Source organism: Micromonospora phaseoli (assembly GCF_900109115.1).
Lineage (GTDB): Bacteria > Actinomycetota > Actinomycetes > Mycobacteriales > Micromonosporaceae > Micromonospora > Micromonospora phaseoli.
In genome coordinates, this window is sequence record NZ_FNYV01000006.1 from 1 (window position 1) to 16,926 (window position 16,926).

Genomic DNA, 16,926 nt, shown 5'->3' on the forward strand with positions numbered 1-16,926 from the left:
GGTCGATGAACCCTCTACCGGAGACCTCGCTGTCTATCGATCACCGACACGCCCACGCGGGATCAGACGGTTTCATTTTTGAAACAGGCCCTAATGCAGGACCCAGAGGGCCAGGCTGTCCTGGATGCGAACCGGCGCAGCTCCACCCCAAAGGCATCTCCGGGATCGGTGCGGCATCAGCATCGCAGCGGAATCGCGACCTTCCATGCGATCCGGTCGGCTGCAGACGCCACCGCAGACAGCCTCCAGCTACGAGCGTACGACATCATGCCGCCCTTCACCGCGTACTTCTTCAACCACGACGATGAAACCGCGCACGCCTACATCTGGTTTTGGTCATGGCGGCAGCCGTCCTCGTGGCGTCCCGGATTCCTCCTCGCGCGGTCGAGCGACCCCCTGTGGTACGAGCGCTTCAGGAGCCAGTTCCAAGCCATGTGGGACGACGACGACACCCAGGAGATTACGGACGGAGGCCAGCCATGAACGATCTCGCACGCTTCTTCGACGCCGCAGGCTACGCACGGCTACCCACCGGCCTGCCGGCTTCGCTGGTCGACCGGATGCGATCTGTGATAGACGACCACTTCGCCCGTGCCGTGCCGCCGTACCGAGTGAACCACCGGGGAGAGCCATGCCGGCTGGATGCGCTGCTCGAACGCCACGAGGTCTTCCTCGAAGCCCTCCGCCATAAGCATGTCGCAGGCCCGTTGGGACAAGTCCTCGGCCCGACCGTGGACGTCGTGCTGAACCGGCACAATCACGCGACCTTGAACAACTCCGGCGATATCCCATTCCGGCTCCACCGCGACATCCAACAGTGGTCCCAGCCACTCGTGGCCGTTTTCTTCTACCTAGAGCCGGCGACCGCCATGAACGGATGCACCCACGTGGTCCCGGCCACCCACCGGCTGCCTTACGTCGGTCCACAGTCGGACGATGGCGGCGGCAACTGGGCCGATGAGCATGACGAATACCGCCACCTCATAGGGCAGGAGCTTCCGCTGGAGATGCCTGCCGGAGGGGTGCTACTGCTCAACTGCTTGTGCTTTCACAGCGTCGGACGCAACATGACCAGCCACTCGCGGCGCAGCGCAGTCTTTGCGTGCCGCAGTTCTGATGAGCTCAGCCAGCTCGAGAATCCCGCAGTGATCCAGCTGTTCGGGCAGCGCCGCTTCGTTGCCAACTCCGTGCTTGAGGTCTCTGGGTCGCTACGGAAAGCGCCAAGAGGGCTCTGATGCTCGCGCTATTCGATTTGGACAACACGCTGGTCGACCGCTCCGCGGCAATGCGGCGCTGGGCGCAGATGCTCGCCCGGCACGAGGGCTTGCCCGAAAGTGCGGTGGAGGCAATCGTCGACGCGGACGGCGAGGGAGAGATGCCACGCCGCGAATTCCTCGCAGTTGTGCAGGCGTTGCCAGGCGTGCGGATGAGCCTGAAGGAACTCCAGGACTGGTACATGGCCAACTACGCCTCTTGCTACCTTCCGGACGCCAACTCTATCCAGGCACTCACCCTGCTACGCGACGCAAGGTGGAGGATCGGTGTGGTGACTAACGGATCCAAGGCCCGGACGGTGGAAAAGCTGGCGAGGGTCGGCCTAGAGCCCTTAATCGACGCACTCTGCGTAGCTGAGGAATTTGGAATCCGCAAGCCGGACCGGCGCATCTTCGTCGAGATTGCGCGCCGCTGCGGCGTCGCGCTGGATGGATGGATGATCGGCGATGCGCCTGTCGAAGACATCTGTGGGGCTGTGCGGGCGGGTCTGCGGACTGCCTGGGTGCGACGTGGGCGGCGGTGGAACGAACATCTCTGCCGTCCCGACCTGGAGGTGGACAGCGTCCTCGAAGCGGCGATCGCGATCGTGCGGCCCGCACGAGCGGCACCGGACCGCCACCGGCTGCAGTAGCCCCGGCGACATGTATGCCAGTCAGGGCCCTGGCAAAGTCGTCAGGTGATGCCGAGTAGGGCCAGTGGGCGGGTGCTGTCGAGGACGTCCGACGGACGCCGGTCCGGGCAGATACCCAATGCGTTGCTGGCTGCGGCGCTTCGAGATCAGTCACGGGTGTCGGTTTGTGGCCCGTCGCGGCGGACCAGGACGGGTCGATGTCGCCGCCTGTACCTATCCTGACCAGGTGGACGTTGTAGCGAAGGACTTCTTCATCTCGTATACGGCCGCTGACAAGGCGTGGGCCAGCTGGATCGCCTACATCCTCGAGGCGGACGGCTTCGCCGTGACGATTCAGGAGTGGGACTTCCGGCCAGGCAGCAACTTCGCCGTCGAGATGGACAAGGCCCTCAAGCAGTGTCCGCGGATGATCGCTGTGCTCTCGCCGGCCTACCTGAAGGCGCCCTTCCCAGCCTCGGAATGGGCAGCCGTCTTCGCCAGCGACCCGGAGGGCGCGAAGAACGCCCTCGTACCGATCATGGTGCAGGAGTGCCAGCCGGAAGGGCTGCTCAGCCAGGTGGTGCAGATCCGCATTCACGGACTCGACGAAAGCGCTGCGCGGAAGCAGATCCTCGAAGGCGTCCGCCGCGAACGGAACAAGCCCGCCACACCCCCGCCGTTCCCGGGTACGCCGGCGGCGTCTACCGAGGCGCCCAACCCGGCTGTGCCATATCCGACAGCCCGCGCTGCCGCGCCAGCCAGCCCATCGCGGCTGCGCTGGCAGAGCCCGGCACCGCCGGTCAGCGTCTCCTGGCGCAGCGACCTTGACCAACATGCGCAGGACCGCAGGCTAGGTGCCGCAGCCGTCGAGGTGCACCTAGTCTTCACCGCCGACGATGCGCGACTGCAGGTGAGCGAGCTGGCCGCCCTCGCCGACCTGCTACCCGCCCATGGCCGACAGCACGACATGTTTACCCGGCTGGAAGCCCTGCACGCGCACGCCGACTCCGCCGTCGCCCGGGCGACGAGCAGCGGTCGGGACAATGAGAAAGGGCTCGTGGTCACCCGATCGGGGCAGCGGTCGGCGTGGGCCCCGCTGCCTCGAGGTCAAATGGGCGCGGTGCTCGACCGGGACGACCTGATCAAGCAGCTTGCTGCCATGCTCAACACGCTGACGGCGCTGGATCTACCTCACGGCGACCTCGTCGTACCTGCCATCGGGCTCGACCCCGCCACCATGATCTCCTACGGCAGGGTCAACGTGCCGAGCAACACCGCCACCTACGGGTTCGGGCAGGCAGACCACATCCACGTCTCCCCGGACGAAGCCATCGACTACGGCAGCGTCATCGCCCGCCCCGCCGACGTGGCCGCCGAGCTCGTCGCACGGCTCATCGCCGACCACCGGGCCGCCACGGGCCTACGCTGACAATCGTCAGGGACACGTCCAGATGGAGGACAGCGTCCTGTCGCGGTGGCCGACGCGCCATGACATGAGAATCCGCCGGTACCGGGCGGCGTGGATGATCCCTTCGAGGGGCCGGGCGCGAGCCCACCGGACTTGTCCCCGTCCCGCGGAAGAGATCCACATAGATGGTCTCCTGGTTACCAACCATGACAGATCTCCGTGGCGGCTCTGCACTTTCTCAGTACGTCGCGACCGTCTTCTTGACGTCATCGTGCCTGACGGGCTGGCGCGCGGACGCCACTATGGTGCTGCTGACCGCAGAGGATGGGATGGTTCCAGGTTGACTATCTACCGGGTAACGCTCGACGGATCGACGCTTGACCTTCGACGACTCGCGCAGTGGCTGCGGGAGAAAGACGAGATCCGGACGACTGCGAAGATCGCGGTCGTGCCCGTGCAGCCGGCGCCGGGGACTATGGGCGCCACCGAGGTCATCGAACTGGTGGTCAACATCGGGTTCTCATCGGCGAATCTCGCGCTGGCAATCGCGGCCTGGCGGCGCAGCCGGGCACAGGCGCCGGTGGTGCGGATCGAGGTCGGCGAGCGGAGCGTGGTCATCGACGTCACCGATCCGGCCGAGGTGACGCGGGCGATCGAATCGGCTACAGCGGACGAGTGACCGCAGTGACCCTGCCGAGCCCGAGCGGATCGCGAGCGTGCCTGATCGGGACCGCCGGGTATGTGCATCTCGACCCGCTGCCAGCCGTTCGGAACAACGTCCAGGCGCTCGCCGATCACCTCGCCGCGTCGGACGGCTGGCAGCTTCCCCGGGAGAACATCCTGCCGGTGGTCGACCCCGGGCAGGTGGCCCACTTGGTCGAGCCGGTCCGCCGGGCAGCCGCCGAGGCCACCGACACCTTGCTCGTCTACTACAGCGGACATGGCCATCTGGACGACCAGATGCAATTCTCGCTGTCGCTGACCGGGTCACGACACAACGAACCATGGACATGCGTGCCATTCACCTGGATCAAGGCGCTGCTGGCCGACACGCGGGCCACCCGTCGGGTAGTGATTCTGGACAGTTGCTTCAGCGGCAAGGCACACGGCCTGATGGCGGGCGCAGCCGACGCGGTCCGCCTGCAGGCGGCCACAGCAGGCGCGGTTGTCCTCAGTTCGGCGAGCGAGGACGGCCCGGCGCTTGCCCCGCCGGGCGAGCGGTACACCGCCTTCACCGGAGAACTACTCGACTTGCTCACCAGCGGCATCTCCGGCGGCCCCAAGGTGATCACGGTGGATCTCGCGCACGCCTACGTCAAGTCGGCGCTCGCCGCCAGAGGCCGCCCCCTGCCAGAGCGCACCGGTACGGATACGTCCGGGGCGCTCGGCCTGGCTCGCAATCCGCTCCACCGGCCAGAAGCCTCGGTACAGGCCCGGCTTCCCCGCGGCGCCCGCCTGGTCGCGCTGGCGGAACGCCTGAACCTCTCGATGGAGCCGGAGACGCTGGCCCGGCCGAGTGTCGGCGCCCCCGACACCTCCCGGTCTCGTTACGAGATGCTCGACAAGAAGGTCGGAATGGGCGGTATGGGCACGGTATCTCTGGCCTGGGACCACTTCCTGAGGCGAACGGTCGCGTGCAAGACGCCGCACGACGGCTTACACCTGGAGACCGCGTTCTGGGCGGAGGTTCGTGCCGTAGCCGCACTCAACCACCCGAACATCGCCGCAATCTACGACGTAGCGGAACAGGGCGGAAAGCGGTTCTTCGTGATGGAGTACGTGCCAGGTCAGCCGCTGTCCGAACTGACTGGGCACCGCGAGGTCGAGCCGGACGACGCCGCGGAGATCATGTGCGAGACCCTGGCGGCCCTGGAGCACGCGCACCGGGCCGGGGTGATCCACTGCGACGTGAAACCCGCCAACATCATGCTGACGCCCGAAGGCTCGATAAAGATTCTTGACTTCGGGATCTCGTTTTTGGTTAACGAAACCTCTGCGCACCCGCTCTGGGAAGAAGGGAAGATCATCGGCACACCCGCGTTTCTGGCCCCAGAGATGATCACCGGCTCGGTGCCCAGTGTGGCGGCCGACATCTACGCCGCCGGTGTCAGCTTCTTCCTGTTTCTCACCGGGGAGCATCCATTCCCGCGCACGAACCTTCATAAGCTGTTCATCGCGACCACGGAAGAGCCGGTACGGGTGCCGAGCTCGGTGCGGGCCGACGTTCCCGCAGCCTATGACAAGATCGTGGAGCGGGCCATGGCCAAGGACCCGGCCGGCCGCTTTCCGACGGCCGCCGACATGCGCGCGGCCATAGCAGCAGTCCTCTATGGCACCCCTCCGTGACCGCCCGTCCGGCAGACCCGCAGGTCCGGCTCGGCCCCTGCTGGCCCTCACCCCGGTGCAATAGTCTCCGGTCGACCCGATCGCCATCGTCGACGGCGTGCTCATCCCCACGCGGGAACATCGCCTCGGGGCAACGGCAAGAACCACCGGTACTCGACGACCTCACAAGTCGCCGTCGACGACTGCAGCCGAGCAACCCGAACGACACCGTCGTCTACCGCGTCTCCGGACATCCACCGCAGCGGGCCGGACTACCGCCGCGCAACCCACACCTTGACACGGTGCTGGCCGAGACGCTCGCAGCGTCGTAAGATTGCGCGCACGGCGCCGCGCCAGCTGACAACGAGACACAAACCGGCAGCTCGAACGTGGACCAAGCAGCGCCTATAGAATGCCTGCTGATCTTCAGCAAGCGAGCACCGCAACGCGCGAATGCGACTAGCACAAAGAGACGAAACTAGAAAAGCCGCAGGTCACCAGCCTGCGGCTACGGGCGGAGCGTCGGGTTAGGAAACCGATGCTCTATCCCCTGAGCTACGAGGGCGCGAGGGCACAGTCTAGCGACCTGGGGTTCACCTGGGGTGGCAGGGAGTGGCCCACGTTCGCCCACGTCACCCCGGACCGCCGTTGTCGCAGCCCAGGAGCACAGCCGAAGCACACCACCCCGGCTTGCGGCCGGCGGTCGGCCGCAGTGACCCGCGTTGGCACCGGCGACCCGGGTTGGCATCCGCTGGAGAGCACACACCGCACTGCATCGAAGATCCACGAAGTTTCGTCCGCATGCCCACAGTCAGCGCCGCCACTCACGACAGACGTGAATAGCCGAACCACAACCCAAGATCCTGGGATACGCCCTGGTGCAGGACGGCTCCGCTCCCGCGCTTCCGCCGCCGGTGTCGCCCGATCAGGATGAGGCCCCGTCACCCCTTTCCGGGGAAGGCTGGCCAGCGGGGCAGGAGTTCGCCCATTCGGCCTCGGCCCCGGAGCTATAGAACGCCTCGGCAACGGTCGGACGGCGCGATCCGGCCGGAGAGGAGAACCAGGTGGAATACGAGGATTTCATAAACGCGGTGGCCCTGCGGGCAAGGGTGTCGACCGATCAAGCGGCGACACTCACCCGCGTGACGTTGGAGAACTTGGGAGATCGGATCAGCGCCGGCCAGGCTGAGGACCTTGCCTACCAGCTTCCGGACGGGCTTGACGATCACCTGCGCAGACCACGGAGGTGGGAACACGCCACGTCGTACGGGCTCGAAGAGTTCGTGCAGCGGGTGGGAGACCGCCCCGACGTCGACCGAGCGCTCGCCGGTGCCGGGGTTCGCGCGGTGCTCACCACGCTACGCGAGGCTGTTACCCGCGATCAGTTCGAGGACACGGTGGCCCAGCTTCCGAACGAGTTCCGGCAGGTGATCGAGCCGGTGGGTGCCGGCGGCGGGCGGCCTCCCGGCCCGTACAGCCCGCACCGGTGAGGCAGGAGCAGGCGTGCCCGCGTCGCACGCGGGTACGCCGCTACCAAGCCGCGCTCGGGTATGCGGCGCTCGTCGCCACACAAGGGAGGACGCGATCTCCGGCCCGGAAGGAGAACCCGTGAACCACGCCGAGTTTCTCGAGGCGGCAGGAAAGCGGGCGGGACTGCCAGCGGCGGAGGCTGCGGGCTACTGCGGAGGTTCGCCGTGACGACGACAGGCCGGCGTCCGACCCCGGGCGATCCGACACCGGGATTGACAGCGGACGAGCAGATCCCGAGCCGGACCGTCCGCAAGCTGCCGCCAGATCTGGGCTCGGCCGCGATCGGGGTGCTAGACGGGCTCACCTTCATGTTCTCGAACGAGGCGGGCGACGTCCCCCGGAACTCGATCGGTGGGCTGGTACGGGCCGACACGAGGTTTCTCAATAGGTGGGAGCTCACCCTCAATGGCCAGCCCCTGCTCGTCCTGAGCTCGGGCACCGTCGACCATTACTCGGCGGCGTTCTTCCTGAGCAATCCCGATCTGCCTGGCCTTCCGGCGAACACTCTGGGCATCCGCCGGCGTCGCTTCATCGGCGAGGGCATGCGCGAATGTATCGAGGTGCGCTGCTTGGCCCAGGAGCCCGTGTCGGTCCAGCTCCGCCTGGCGGTGGGTAACGACTTCGCGGACATCCTGGAGGTCAAGGAGGAGATACGGGACCGGTCGGCGCAGATCACCCGCTCGCACGCCCAGGACGGCTCGCGGCTGGACTTCGCGTACCGCAACGAATCGTTCGAGGCCAGGACGGTGGTCGAGGCGAACCCCCCAGCCACCAGGGTAAAGGGCGATGACCTGGTCTGGGATCTCCACCTCGATCCGGACAGCGGGTGGGAATGCGAGCTGTATGTGCCGTTGAATTACGGGCCCAACTACGTGCTGCCCACGCACCGGGAGTTCGGCGAGATCCTCGGCGGCGACGCGGACGACCCCGTCTCCCGGTGGCGGGCGGTGCTGCCGCTCCTGCAGACGGACTCCGACACGCTCCATGATGCCTTCGAGAAGTCGGTGCGGGATTTGATCGCGTTGCGGATCGAGGTGCGTCCACGGGACGAGCCGCTCGTGCTGCCCGCCGCCGGGCTGCCCTGGTTCCTCGGCCTGTTCGGCCGGGACACGTTGATCACCGCCTATCAGACGGTGAGCTACGCGCCACATCTGGCGCACGGAGCACTCATGAAGCTGGCGCTGCACCAGGGGCTCAAGATCGACGACTTCAGCGACGAGGAGCCGGGCAAAATTCTGCACGAGGCCCGCACCGGCGAGCTGACCAAGCTCGGCCTCAAGCCGTACGACCCGTACTACGGAACCGCCGACGCCACCCAGCTGTGGCTGATCCTGCTGTCGGAGTACTGGCGCTTCACCGGCGACAACGAGCTCGTCCGCAAGGTGCGCGACAACGTGCACGCGGCACTGCGGTGGATCGACGAGTACGGCGACCGTGACCACGACGGATATGTCGAGTACGCCACCCGGTCATCGCAAGGGTTGGGCAATCAGTGCTGGCGTGACTCGTGGGACGGCATCCAGTTCGTCGACGGGTCGATCCCGGTGCTGCCGATCGCCACCTGCGAGATCCAGGGCTACACCTACGACGCGAAGCTGCGCGTGGCAGAACTGGCCGACGGCCCGCTCGACGACCCCGGGCTGGCCCAGCGGTTACGAGCCGAGGCTGAACAGCTGTGCCAGCGCTTCAACCGGGACTTCTGGATCGACGAGCGGGGCGGCTACTACGCGGTCGGGCTCGACGGGGACAAGCGTCGGATCGACTCGATGACCTCGAACATGGGCCAGCTGCTGTGGAGCGGCATAGTGCCGCCCGACCGGGCCGCCGTCGTGGTGCGCCAGCTGATGTCGGATCACCTCTTCTCCGGCTGGGGCGTACGCACCACCTCGACCCAGGACCGTGGCTACAGCCCGATCGGCTACCACATGGGCACCGTGTGGCCGCACGACAATTCCCTGATCGCTCGCGGGCTCGCCCAGTACGGCTTTCGGCGGGAAGCAAACCGGATCATTCTGGCGATGTTGAAGGCGGCCGAGAGCTCTGAATTCCGCCTACCAGAGGCGTTCTCCGGGTATGACCGGTCGTTCAGCCGGCTACCCGTCCTGTACCCGACCGCCTGCCATCCCCAGGCTTGGGCGAGTGGAGCACCACTACTCTTCCTGCGCACCATGCTCGGCCTCGAGGCCAAAGATGGTCAGCTCATCCTCGATCCGCAGATACCCGAGGAGGTCGGGCGGGTCCGGCTGACCGGCATGAACGCCTTCGGCAAGCGCTGGGACGTGGAGGCGATCGGCGACAACTCCTACGTCCGCCTCGCCGCCCGCTAGTGTCCTGAGCCGTTGATTCGGCCGCAGTATGCGGCAAGGCTGTTCAGGATCTCGTCGGCGGTCCTAGTCTCGGACGAACGGTCTCGGAGGTGTCGAGACCTGCGAGGTTGAGGCGTTCGAGCAGGCTGGGCTTGCGGCCGTGCGCCGCCCGTAGCGCGCAGGACCCATAACGTTCCAGCTGATCTTCGGCAAGCGATCGCAGCGAGCCCGCGAGCGACCGGCACGCAACGGGGGACGACAGGAAGCCGTCGGTCATCGGCCTGCGGACACCGGCGGAGCGTCGTCTTAGGAGTCTCGATGTGACTGCCGTTGATCTTGATGGGCAGGGTCGAGTGGCCGGCGGGACCGGGGTTCCGCTGGCGGGGAGCGTGCTGGTTCAGGCTGCGGCGCGGACCGCCGGTGCCGGTCGGATGAAGGTCTTGCGGTCGCGGACAAGGGCCCAGAGAACGTCGACGCGTCGTCGGGCGGGGGCGAGTATGGCTTGCCGGTGATTCTTTCAACGAGGCGTACCCACCACACTGCGGCGAACCCGCCGCCGGGCAGCACCCCGCAGTCGGCCACGCCGGCCCTGGGTCCGAAACGATGCGGCGAGGTAGTGGCGGACCTGTTCCGGGTCCAGGTCACGCTGGGTAGGACTCATGGCGCTACCGGCACCGGTGGCGCAACAGCGATCAGATCCATGGTCGGTGCAGACCAGCGGGCCCGCCCCGGCTGCGTCGTCCCGCGCGGCCCGGTGCCCACTGCGCCGGTCAGCCTGCATTCGACCAGGTGCGGGTGGACAGGACCAGGCGGTAGCCATCCGGATCCTCAACCGTGACACCCCAACGGTCCCAGTACGGGCCCTGGGAGACGACCCGGCCGCCGGACTGTTGCAGGCGGTCGATGACTGCGTCGTCGACCGGCCGGCCCAGGTAGAGGACCAACAGATCCTCGGTGGTGGGAGTCGGCTTCACGGTGAGGTGAGCGCCGCCGACCAGTTCCAGGTGCCAATTCGCGTCGGGACTTCCAAGAATCAGCAGGTCGTGCTCGCCGGGCGCGTCCGCAGCGATCCGGTGCAGCAGGTCGAGGCCGAGGCCCTGAATGTAGAACCGTGCCGCAGCCGCGAGATCTGTGCACGGGCGCGTGATCCGCACCGCCACCTCGTTGAGCATCCGCCCTGCATCGTGCCCGTCGTCCGGAACCGCACCCTGCGTCTTGGCTGGCACTCCCGTGCGCGGCCCTAAGACGGGGTTTCCGGTACGCACAGAGGTCCTTGCGCTCGGCAGGCCCGGAATCGCCAGGCCAAGATACGTGAGTGGTCCGGGATCAGCGACGGGGAGCGGTCGGAACCCGAGCCGGTCGTAGAAGGGCCGGGCCTGGCGGTTGGCGGTCACCATCCCGACGTGCAGGGCGGGTGTGCCACGTTCACGCAGTGCGGTGGTGAAGCGGTCGACGAGAGCCCGGCCGTGTCCAGACTTCCGGTACGCGGCGAGCAGGTCGATGTGCAGGTGGGCAGGGTGGTCGGCGAGTTCCGGCAGCACCATCCGCTCGGGCGTGTGCAGGAGGTGCGCCATGACGGCGTCCGGCGTGGTCGGATCGCCGGTAGGCGGCGGATACCGGTCGGCGACCAGCGGCAGCCACTCGTTGCGGAACCGGGCGGCGAAGGCGCGGGTGTCTGCGGTGCCGAGGACGTATCCGACGGCCCGGCCACCGTCGTCGAGGACGAAGGCCAGTTCGGGTTCGAGGTGGGTGTAAGGGTGGGCGAAGATCTCGGGCAGGATGTTCGGGTCGGCGTAGGAAGTCGAGGCGTCCTCGCCGGCGTCGGCGGTGCGGATGCAGATGTCGTGGACGGCGTCGCGGTCGTCGGACTGGTACGGGCGGATGATCATCGTTGGGCCCCCGTTGCTCTCGGTTCAGCAGTCGTACGGACGGTCGGCCCGGGCAGCTGCCAGGATGAGGGCCCACCAGTTCAGCTGGCGCACCATCTCGGCAAGGGCGGCTTCGACGGGCGCGGGGTCGCGTAGCTCGCCGTCGTCGTCGAACGCGTCGTGCACATTCGGGATCAGGACGCCGGTGCGCATGGTGGGGACGTGCAGTTCGGCGAAGACGGTCCGCAGCTGTTCCACCGCGCGCAGACCGCCGGAGGCGCCGCCGTAGGAGACGAAGCCGAGGGGCTTGGCCCGCCACTGTTCGTACGGTGTGTCGATGGCCGTCTTCAGGGGGCCGGGGTAGCCGTGGTTGTACTCGGGCGTGACGACAACGAAGGCGTCGGCCTGTTCGACGCGCTTGGTGAACCGCTCGGCGTCGCCGCCACCGGCCAAGTCGCCAGGGAGATCAAGTTCGGCCAGGTCGAGGTGGTCCACGACGGCGTCGGTGTGCCGGTCGAGGTGGCGCAGGAACCACCGCGTCACTCTCGGGCCGATGCGGTCGGCACGGACGCTGGCGGTGATAACGGCGAGGGAATAGGGGTCACGCATCGTTATCTCCTTTCGGTGGTCGGAGTTCCAGGTCCGGGGCGGTGGGGCGGTCTCCGCCGGGTGGGGCAAGGGTGGCGACGAGGGTCTGGATCTCCGGCGGGCTCAGGGCGAGACCGAACTCGGCGTTGAGGACGGCGCCGTACTCCTCGTCGCTCAGCGACCGGGTGCGGGTCGTGGCGCCGGGGCGTTCCTCGGTGTAGTCGCGGCCGATAAGCCGCCGGATCGCCCTGTCGTCCTTGTGGACGACGACGCACTGCCGGGTGAATGGCGAGTGTGCGCTGGTGGCGGTGTTGTGGTTGGCGACCTCGACGTCGACCGGGTACTGCGACTCCTCGGTGAAGGTCAGCAGTGTGGTCCAGGTGTCGATGGTCCGCTCGCGCAGCCGCCAGGCGCCGTCCGCGCCTCGCCGGAGCTGGTACTCCCACGCGCCTTGGCGCTGCGGGGCGCCCTCGACCAGCGGCAACGGCTCGAGCAGGCCGGAGCCGAAGCCCACATCGGCCAGCCACACCTGGTCGCCGTCGTCGACCCGCAGGACCAGGTGCGAGCGCGGGCGTGGCTGCTCGGCCGGGTCGCCGGTACGGGCCAGCAGCCGGTCCACCCGATACCCGAGATGCTGGAGTACCGCACCGAAGAGCACCCCGTGCTCGTAGCAGTACCCGCCGCGGCCGGCGTGGACGAGCTTGTCCTGCACCCGCGGCAGGTCCACCTCGACCCCCCGGCCGAGCATCACGTCCAGGTTCTCGAACGTGATCGCTGCGATGTGGGCCCGGTGCAGGTCGCGCAGCGTCGTACCGTCCGGCGTGGTCGGGCCGCGGTGGCCGACCCGACGCAGGTACGCGTCGAGATCGAGTGCGTCGATCCGCCAATGGGTCGCGGGGCCGATTTCTCCCAGCGGAGGAGCCTGTCGAAGGGTCATGCCACATTCCTCTCAGTCAGCGATTCGGCACGGGGCCGGTGCTGGAGCGGACGACAAGTTCGGTCGGCAGGGTCACGCGGTTCGGCGTGTTGTCAGGGTCGAGCAACATGCGTGCCATCAGCCGGCCCTTCTCGTGGATGGGCTGACGGACGGTGGTCAACCCGGTCGAGGCCGCCAGGGGCACGTCATCGAAGCCGGTGACCGACACGTCGTGTCCGACGCGGAGCCCCTGGACCGTGGCGACCTCGACGACGGCGGCGGCGAGCACGTCGCTATCCGCGGCAATCGCCGTCGGACGGTCGGGGGCCGCGAGGAGCGCTGTCGCCGCCAGGCGCCCGGTGGCGTCGGCGTTGTTTCCGCCACTGACCACGCGCACTCGGGCCCCAGCGGGCAGCGCCTCGCGGATGCCGGCGAGCCGATGCCGCGAGTACGGGTAGAGCGTTGCCTCGTCCGCCGGCGTGACGGCGCAACCCGGCTCGCTCGGGGAGGAGACCACCACCGCGACCTCGTGGTGGCCGAGGTCGGCAAGGTGGCGTCCGATCTCCCGACCCGCCTGCCGGTCGTCGATCATTACGCAGCGACCTGCCGCCGTGTCGGAGGAGCGGACCAGGGGTAGCGAACGGTCGGACAGGGCACGGACGGCCGGATGGTCGTCCGTGAGCCCGTCGGCCACCGCACCGTCGATGACCGCCCGGTGCACGGCGTCGAGCGACTCGCGTACCTCCGCGTCGCTGAGCCCGGCGACGACCGGCGCGAACGGGATGAGCACCAGACTCGTACGGCTGTGCGCCAGGGTCTCGGCGAGGCCGCCGAGCAGGGCGAGGACATAGGGATCGCTGAAGGCGTACGTCAGTCCGGTCGTGAAGATGACGCCGATCGCGTTGGCGCGCCCGGTCCGCAACGACCTCGCGGCGGCATCCGGCCCGGAGTATCCGAGCTCGCGTGCCACCGCCAGAATCCGCGACCGCATCTCGGACGACAGCCGATCCGGACGGTTGAAGGCGTACGACACCGCAGCGGTCGAGACCCCGGCCGCCTCCGCGACCGACCGCAAAGTGATCCGCACGCCCATAGTCCCCTCTGTGTTAATCGTTTAACATCGTGCATTGTGGAAGGCGAGACGTCAAGAACAGGTTCACGTGATGCGGGCAAGGCAGCGCAAACTGGGCGTGGACATGGACTGCATAGACCAAGGCTTCGACTGCTACGAGGAGCTGTTCGCCGAGGTCCAGACCACAAGAGCATCAAGCTAGCCGTGGGCGGCTACTGTGCCGACCATGGCCCGGCCGGTGCAGGAGTCGCCGCTGATCGGCCGTGAGCTGGAGCTGGCCACGGCAGTCGAGTCGCTGCGCGCCTCGGACGGACCGGGTGTGCTGATCGCCGGATCAGCCGGCGTCGGCAAGAGCCGGCTCGCCCGCGAGGCGGTCGGACACGATGCCATCAAACGCGTACCCGGCGGGCGGGTGCTCGCCGTCCAGGCCACCGCCGACGCCACCGAGCTGGTGCTCGGCGCGTTGGCCGGTCTGCTCGGCCCGCCGGAGCCGGACCAGATCAGCCTCAGCCCGGTGCAGGTCGGCCTGCTCGGCCTGCGCCGGATCGCCGCGCAGGAGCAGGGCCGGGTGATCCTCTCAGTCGACGACGCCCACCTGCTGGATAGTGTCTCTCTCGCGGTCCTGCACCACGCCGCTGTCGACCGCACTGTCACCTTGCTGGCGACCGTACGCACCGATCAGCCCGTGCCGGATGCGGTGACGGCCCTGTGGAAAGACGCCGGAGTCGTCCGGATCGACCTCGCGCCGCTGGACCCGTCGGCGTCTGAGGCGCTACTGACCGCCCTGCTCGGCGGCCCGGTGGAGGGGCGGACTCTGCGCCAGCTGCGGGACACCGCCGCCGGCAACCCGCTGTTCCTGCGCGAACTCGTCACCTCTGCCCGTGAGGCCGGGTTGCTTGACCTGGCCGGCGGGCTGTGGCGGCTCACCGGCCCGATGACCGCCGTACCCCGGCTGACCGAGTTGCTGGCCAACCGGCTCGCCGCCACCTGCCCGGCCGAACGCGACGCGCTGGAGCTGCTCGCGGCCGGTGAGCCGGTGCCGCTGCGGCTGGCGGTCACCCTCGTCGCCGAGGACACCCTGGAGGCCCTGGAACGCCGTGGCCTGCTCTCCGTCGGCCTCGCCGACCCGCCGATGGTCCGGCTCAGCCATCCGCTGTACGGCGAACTGCTGCGCGCCGGCACCCCGGCGTTCGGCCGGCTGCGGCACCTGCGGCGGCTCGCCGACGCGTCCGAGTCGGACGCGACCGGGCCGGCGTCGGCGGGTTGCGGAGAGGATCGGCTGCGGGTCGCCCGCTGGCGGCTCGACGTCGGCGGCCCGGTCAACCCGCAGGTGATGTTGGCCGCCGCCGAACAGGCGACCGCCAACCGGGAGTACGCCCTGGCGTACCGGCTGGCCGACCGGGCCTTCCAGGCACACCGTGACGTCGCCGCCGGGCTGGTCTCGGTACGGGCGCTGGTGCAGCTCGGCCGCGTCGACGAGGCACTCGCCCGCTGCTCCGAGTTGGCCGACCTGGTCCGACTGGCCGACGCCGACCTGGACCGGCTGCTGGTCGCCGTCGAACACGCCGAGATCCTGGTGCACGCGATGGACGACGTACCCGCTGCCCGAAGCGTCGTCGAGCGTGCCCGGCAGGACCGCGCGCGGGTGACCGGCGCGGACCCGACCGCCGCCGGTGACCCGGCGGCCTGCCCGCTGGCCGCCTTCGACCTGTACCTCCGCTCGGTGCAACTGGACTGCACGGTGATCGAACCGTCGTTGGCGGTGATCCGCAGCGACGCGCCGATGCCGGCCCGGATGGCGGCCAGCGGCGCGGCCGGCGGCGCCCTGCTGGTCGCCGGCCGGTACGCCGAGGCGGAAGCGCTGATAGCGCACGCCATGCCGCTGACCGGCGGGAACATCGGCGGGAGTCAGCTACAGGCCGCCGGAGCGTCACCTGCCGCTGCCGCACTGCGTTGCTACCGGCCCGACCCGGCCGCCGCGATGGAGTTCGCCGAGCACGGCTACCAGGCCAGTCTGCACCCGACCAACCCGGTCAGCCAGGCGCTGCACGCGCTGGTGCTCAGTCAGATCGCCCTGGTCCGCGGCCGGCCACGGACCGCGTTGCGTTGGGCGCGGGAGGCCCGGCTGGTCGCCAACGAGATCAGCCTGCGTCCGGTGTGCCGTTGGTCCGTCGCCGTTGGACTGCAGGCCGCCGCGCAACTCGGCACCGACGCCGACATCGACGGTCTCGCCGCCGACCTGGACCGCTACGCGGGCGGACCGCGCTCGATGCGGCTGTTCGACATCGACGTCGCTCGGGCGTACGCCTGGCGAGGTGCGGTCGTCGGGGACGGTGGCGTCGGCATCGGTGTGCTGGCGGCGTCGGTCGCCGAACACGGCCGGCTCGGCGCGGTCGGTGCGGGGGCGCTGGGCGCGCTCGACCTGGTGCGGCTCGGTGCCGGCGTGCGGGCGGCCGCGCTACTCGCCGCGTACCCGCCGGATCCTGACTGGCTGCTCGGTCGCACCGTCGTCCGGTACGCCGCCGCCGCGCAGGCCGCCGATCCGACTGGGCTGCTCGATGTGGCCCAGCAGTTCGCCGGGTACGGGATGCCCCTGCACGCGGCCGAGGCCGCCGCGCTGGCTGAGGCCGCCGCCCGAACCGGCACTGCCACCCGCGACAGGGCTCGCGGGTCGGCCGGCGGCGATCTGGCCGTGGCAGCCAGCGCGCACCTGCTCGCCGAGGCGCAGTTGGCGTCGACAGGCGAGCCGGCCAGCACTCCGGCGCTGCGACGCCGCGGACCGGTCAGCCAGTTGACCACACGCGAGCGGGAGGTGGCCCTTGCCGCTGCCCGTGGCGAATCGGCTCGGGGCATCGCCGGCCGGCTGCATCTGTCGGAACGAACCGTGGAGAACCACCTGCATCGGGCGTACGCCAAGCTCGGTGTCTCTGGTCGTGCGGAGCTGAGAACAGCCCTCGGCGTGGGTTGAGGCTCGGCTCCGCCGGAGTTGAGTACCCGGGCACTCATCCTGGATCACCCGCTCCAGTGG

At 68.7% G+C, this 16,926-nt stretch carries 13 protein-coding genes and 1 pseudogene; 9 read left to right on the forward strand and 5 right to left on the reverse strand.

What is annotated here, in order from left to right; translation table 11 throughout:
- Positions 1 to 93 precede the first annotated feature (93 nt).
- The 8 genes from BMY89_RS30405 (at position 94) to BMY89_RS16295 (ending at position 9,475) form a co-directional block, all read left to right on the forward strand.
- Positions 94 to 483 carry a hypothetical protein gene (locus BMY89_RS30405; RefSeq protein ID WP_170147712.1) on the forward strand — a complete coding sequence of 130 codons (390 nt, stop codon included), beginning with the start codon at positions 94 to 96 and terminating at the stop codon, positions 481 to 483.
- Entirely contained in the window at positions 480 to 1,235 is a 756-nt protein-coding gene (locus BMY89_RS16265; protein ID WP_170147711.1) for a phytanoyl-CoA dioxygenase family protein, read from the forward strand. The genes BMY89_RS30405 and BMY89_RS16265 overlap by 4 nt, the downstream gene beginning before the upstream one ends.
- Complete coding sequence (locus tag BMY89_RS16270) at positions 1,235 to 1,906, forward strand: HAD family hydrolase (RefSeq protein WP_092380858.1); 672 nt, start codon at positions 1,235 to 1,237, stop codon at positions 1,904 to 1,906. Before BMY89_RS16265 ends, BMY89_RS16270 begins: the two co-directional genes overlap by 1 nt.
- 118 nt (positions 1,907 to 2,024) lie before the next feature.
- The gene (locus BMY89_RS16275) at positions 2,025 to 3,314 is read left to right on the forward strand and encodes a toll/interleukin-1 receptor domain-containing protein (RefSeq protein WP_092380859.1); all 1,290 of its coding nucleotides are present in this window, start codon (positions 2,025 to 2,027) and stop codon (positions 3,312 to 3,314) included.
- A 250-nt stretch (positions 3,315 to 3,564) separates the two neighbouring features.
- Positions 3,565 to 3,972, forward strand: a complete 408-nt coding sequence (locus BMY89_RS29905; protein ID WP_139217956.1) for an effector-associated constant component EACC1 — start codon at positions 3,565 to 3,567, stop codon at positions 3,970 to 3,972.
- On the forward strand, positions 3,969 to 5,639 hold the full coding sequence (locus BMY89_RS16285; protein WP_170147710.1) for a caspase, EACC1-associated type: 1,671 nt from the start codon (positions 3,969 to 3,971) through the stop codon (positions 5,637 to 5,639). The genes BMY89_RS29905 and BMY89_RS16285 overlap by 4 nt, the downstream gene beginning before the upstream one ends.
- A 1,043-nt stretch (positions 5,640 to 6,682) precedes the next feature.
- Positions 6,683 to 7,108 carry a DUF2267 domain-containing protein gene (locus BMY89_RS16290; RefSeq protein WP_092380861.1) on the forward strand — a complete coding sequence of 142 codons (426 nt, stop codon included), beginning with the start codon at positions 6,683 to 6,685 and terminating at the stop codon, positions 7,106 to 7,108.
- Positions 7,109 to 7,312: 204 nt separating this feature from the next.
- On the forward strand, positions 7,313 to 9,475 hold the full coding sequence (locus tag BMY89_RS16295) for an amylo-alpha-1,6-glucosidase (RefSeq protein WP_232521383.1): 2,163 nt from the start codon (positions 7,313 to 7,315) through the stop codon (positions 9,473 to 9,475).
- Positions 9,476 to 10,224: 749 nt separating this feature from the next.
- Here the strand turns inward: BMY89_RS16295 and BMY89_RS16300 are convergent.
- The 5 genes and pseudogenes from BMY89_RS16300 to BMY89_RS16320 form a co-directional block, all read right to left on the reverse strand.
- Positions 10,225 to 10,626: a VOC family protein gene (locus BMY89_RS16300; RefSeq protein ID WP_092381183.1), complete on the reverse strand. Its 402-nt coding sequence runs from the start codon at positions 10,624 to 10,626 to the stop codon at positions 10,225 to 10,227.
- A gap of 183 nt (positions 10,627 to 10,809) precedes the next feature.
- Positions 10,810 to 11,343, reverse strand: a pseudogene (locus BMY89_RS16305) (GNAT family N-acetyltransferase); the annotation flags it as partial.
- A gap of 24 nt (positions 11,344 to 11,367) precedes the next feature.
- Complete coding sequence (locus BMY89_RS16310; protein WP_092380863.1) at positions 11,368 to 11,931, reverse strand: NADPH-dependent FMN reductase; 564 nt, start codon at positions 11,929 to 11,931, stop codon at positions 11,368 to 11,370.
- Positions 11,924 to 12,847 carry an arylamine N-acetyltransferase family protein gene (locus tag BMY89_RS16315; RefSeq protein ID WP_092380864.1) on the reverse strand — a complete coding sequence of 308 codons (924 nt, stop codon included), beginning with the start codon at positions 12,845 to 12,847 and terminating at the stop codon, positions 11,924 to 11,926. Before BMY89_RS16315 ends, BMY89_RS16310 begins: the two co-directional genes overlap by 8 nt.
- 16 nt (positions 12,848 to 12,863) lie before the next feature.
- Positions 12,864 to 13,913, reverse strand: a complete 1,050-nt coding sequence (locus BMY89_RS16320; protein ID WP_170147709.1) for a LacI family DNA-binding transcriptional regulator — start codon at positions 13,911 to 13,913, stop codon at positions 12,864 to 12,866.
- A 211-nt stretch (positions 13,914 to 14,124) separates the two neighbouring features.
- On the opposite strand from BMY89_RS16320, the gene BMY89_RS16325 reads away from it, so the two are divergent.
- Positions 14,125 to 16,866 (forward strand): LuxR C-terminal-related transcriptional regulator, encoded by a 2,742-nt coding sequence (locus tag BMY89_RS16325; protein WP_092380866.1) that lies wholly within the window; start codon positions 14,125 to 14,127, stop codon positions 16,864 to 16,866.
- The last annotated feature ends 60 nt before the right edge of the window (positions 16,867 to 16,926 follow it).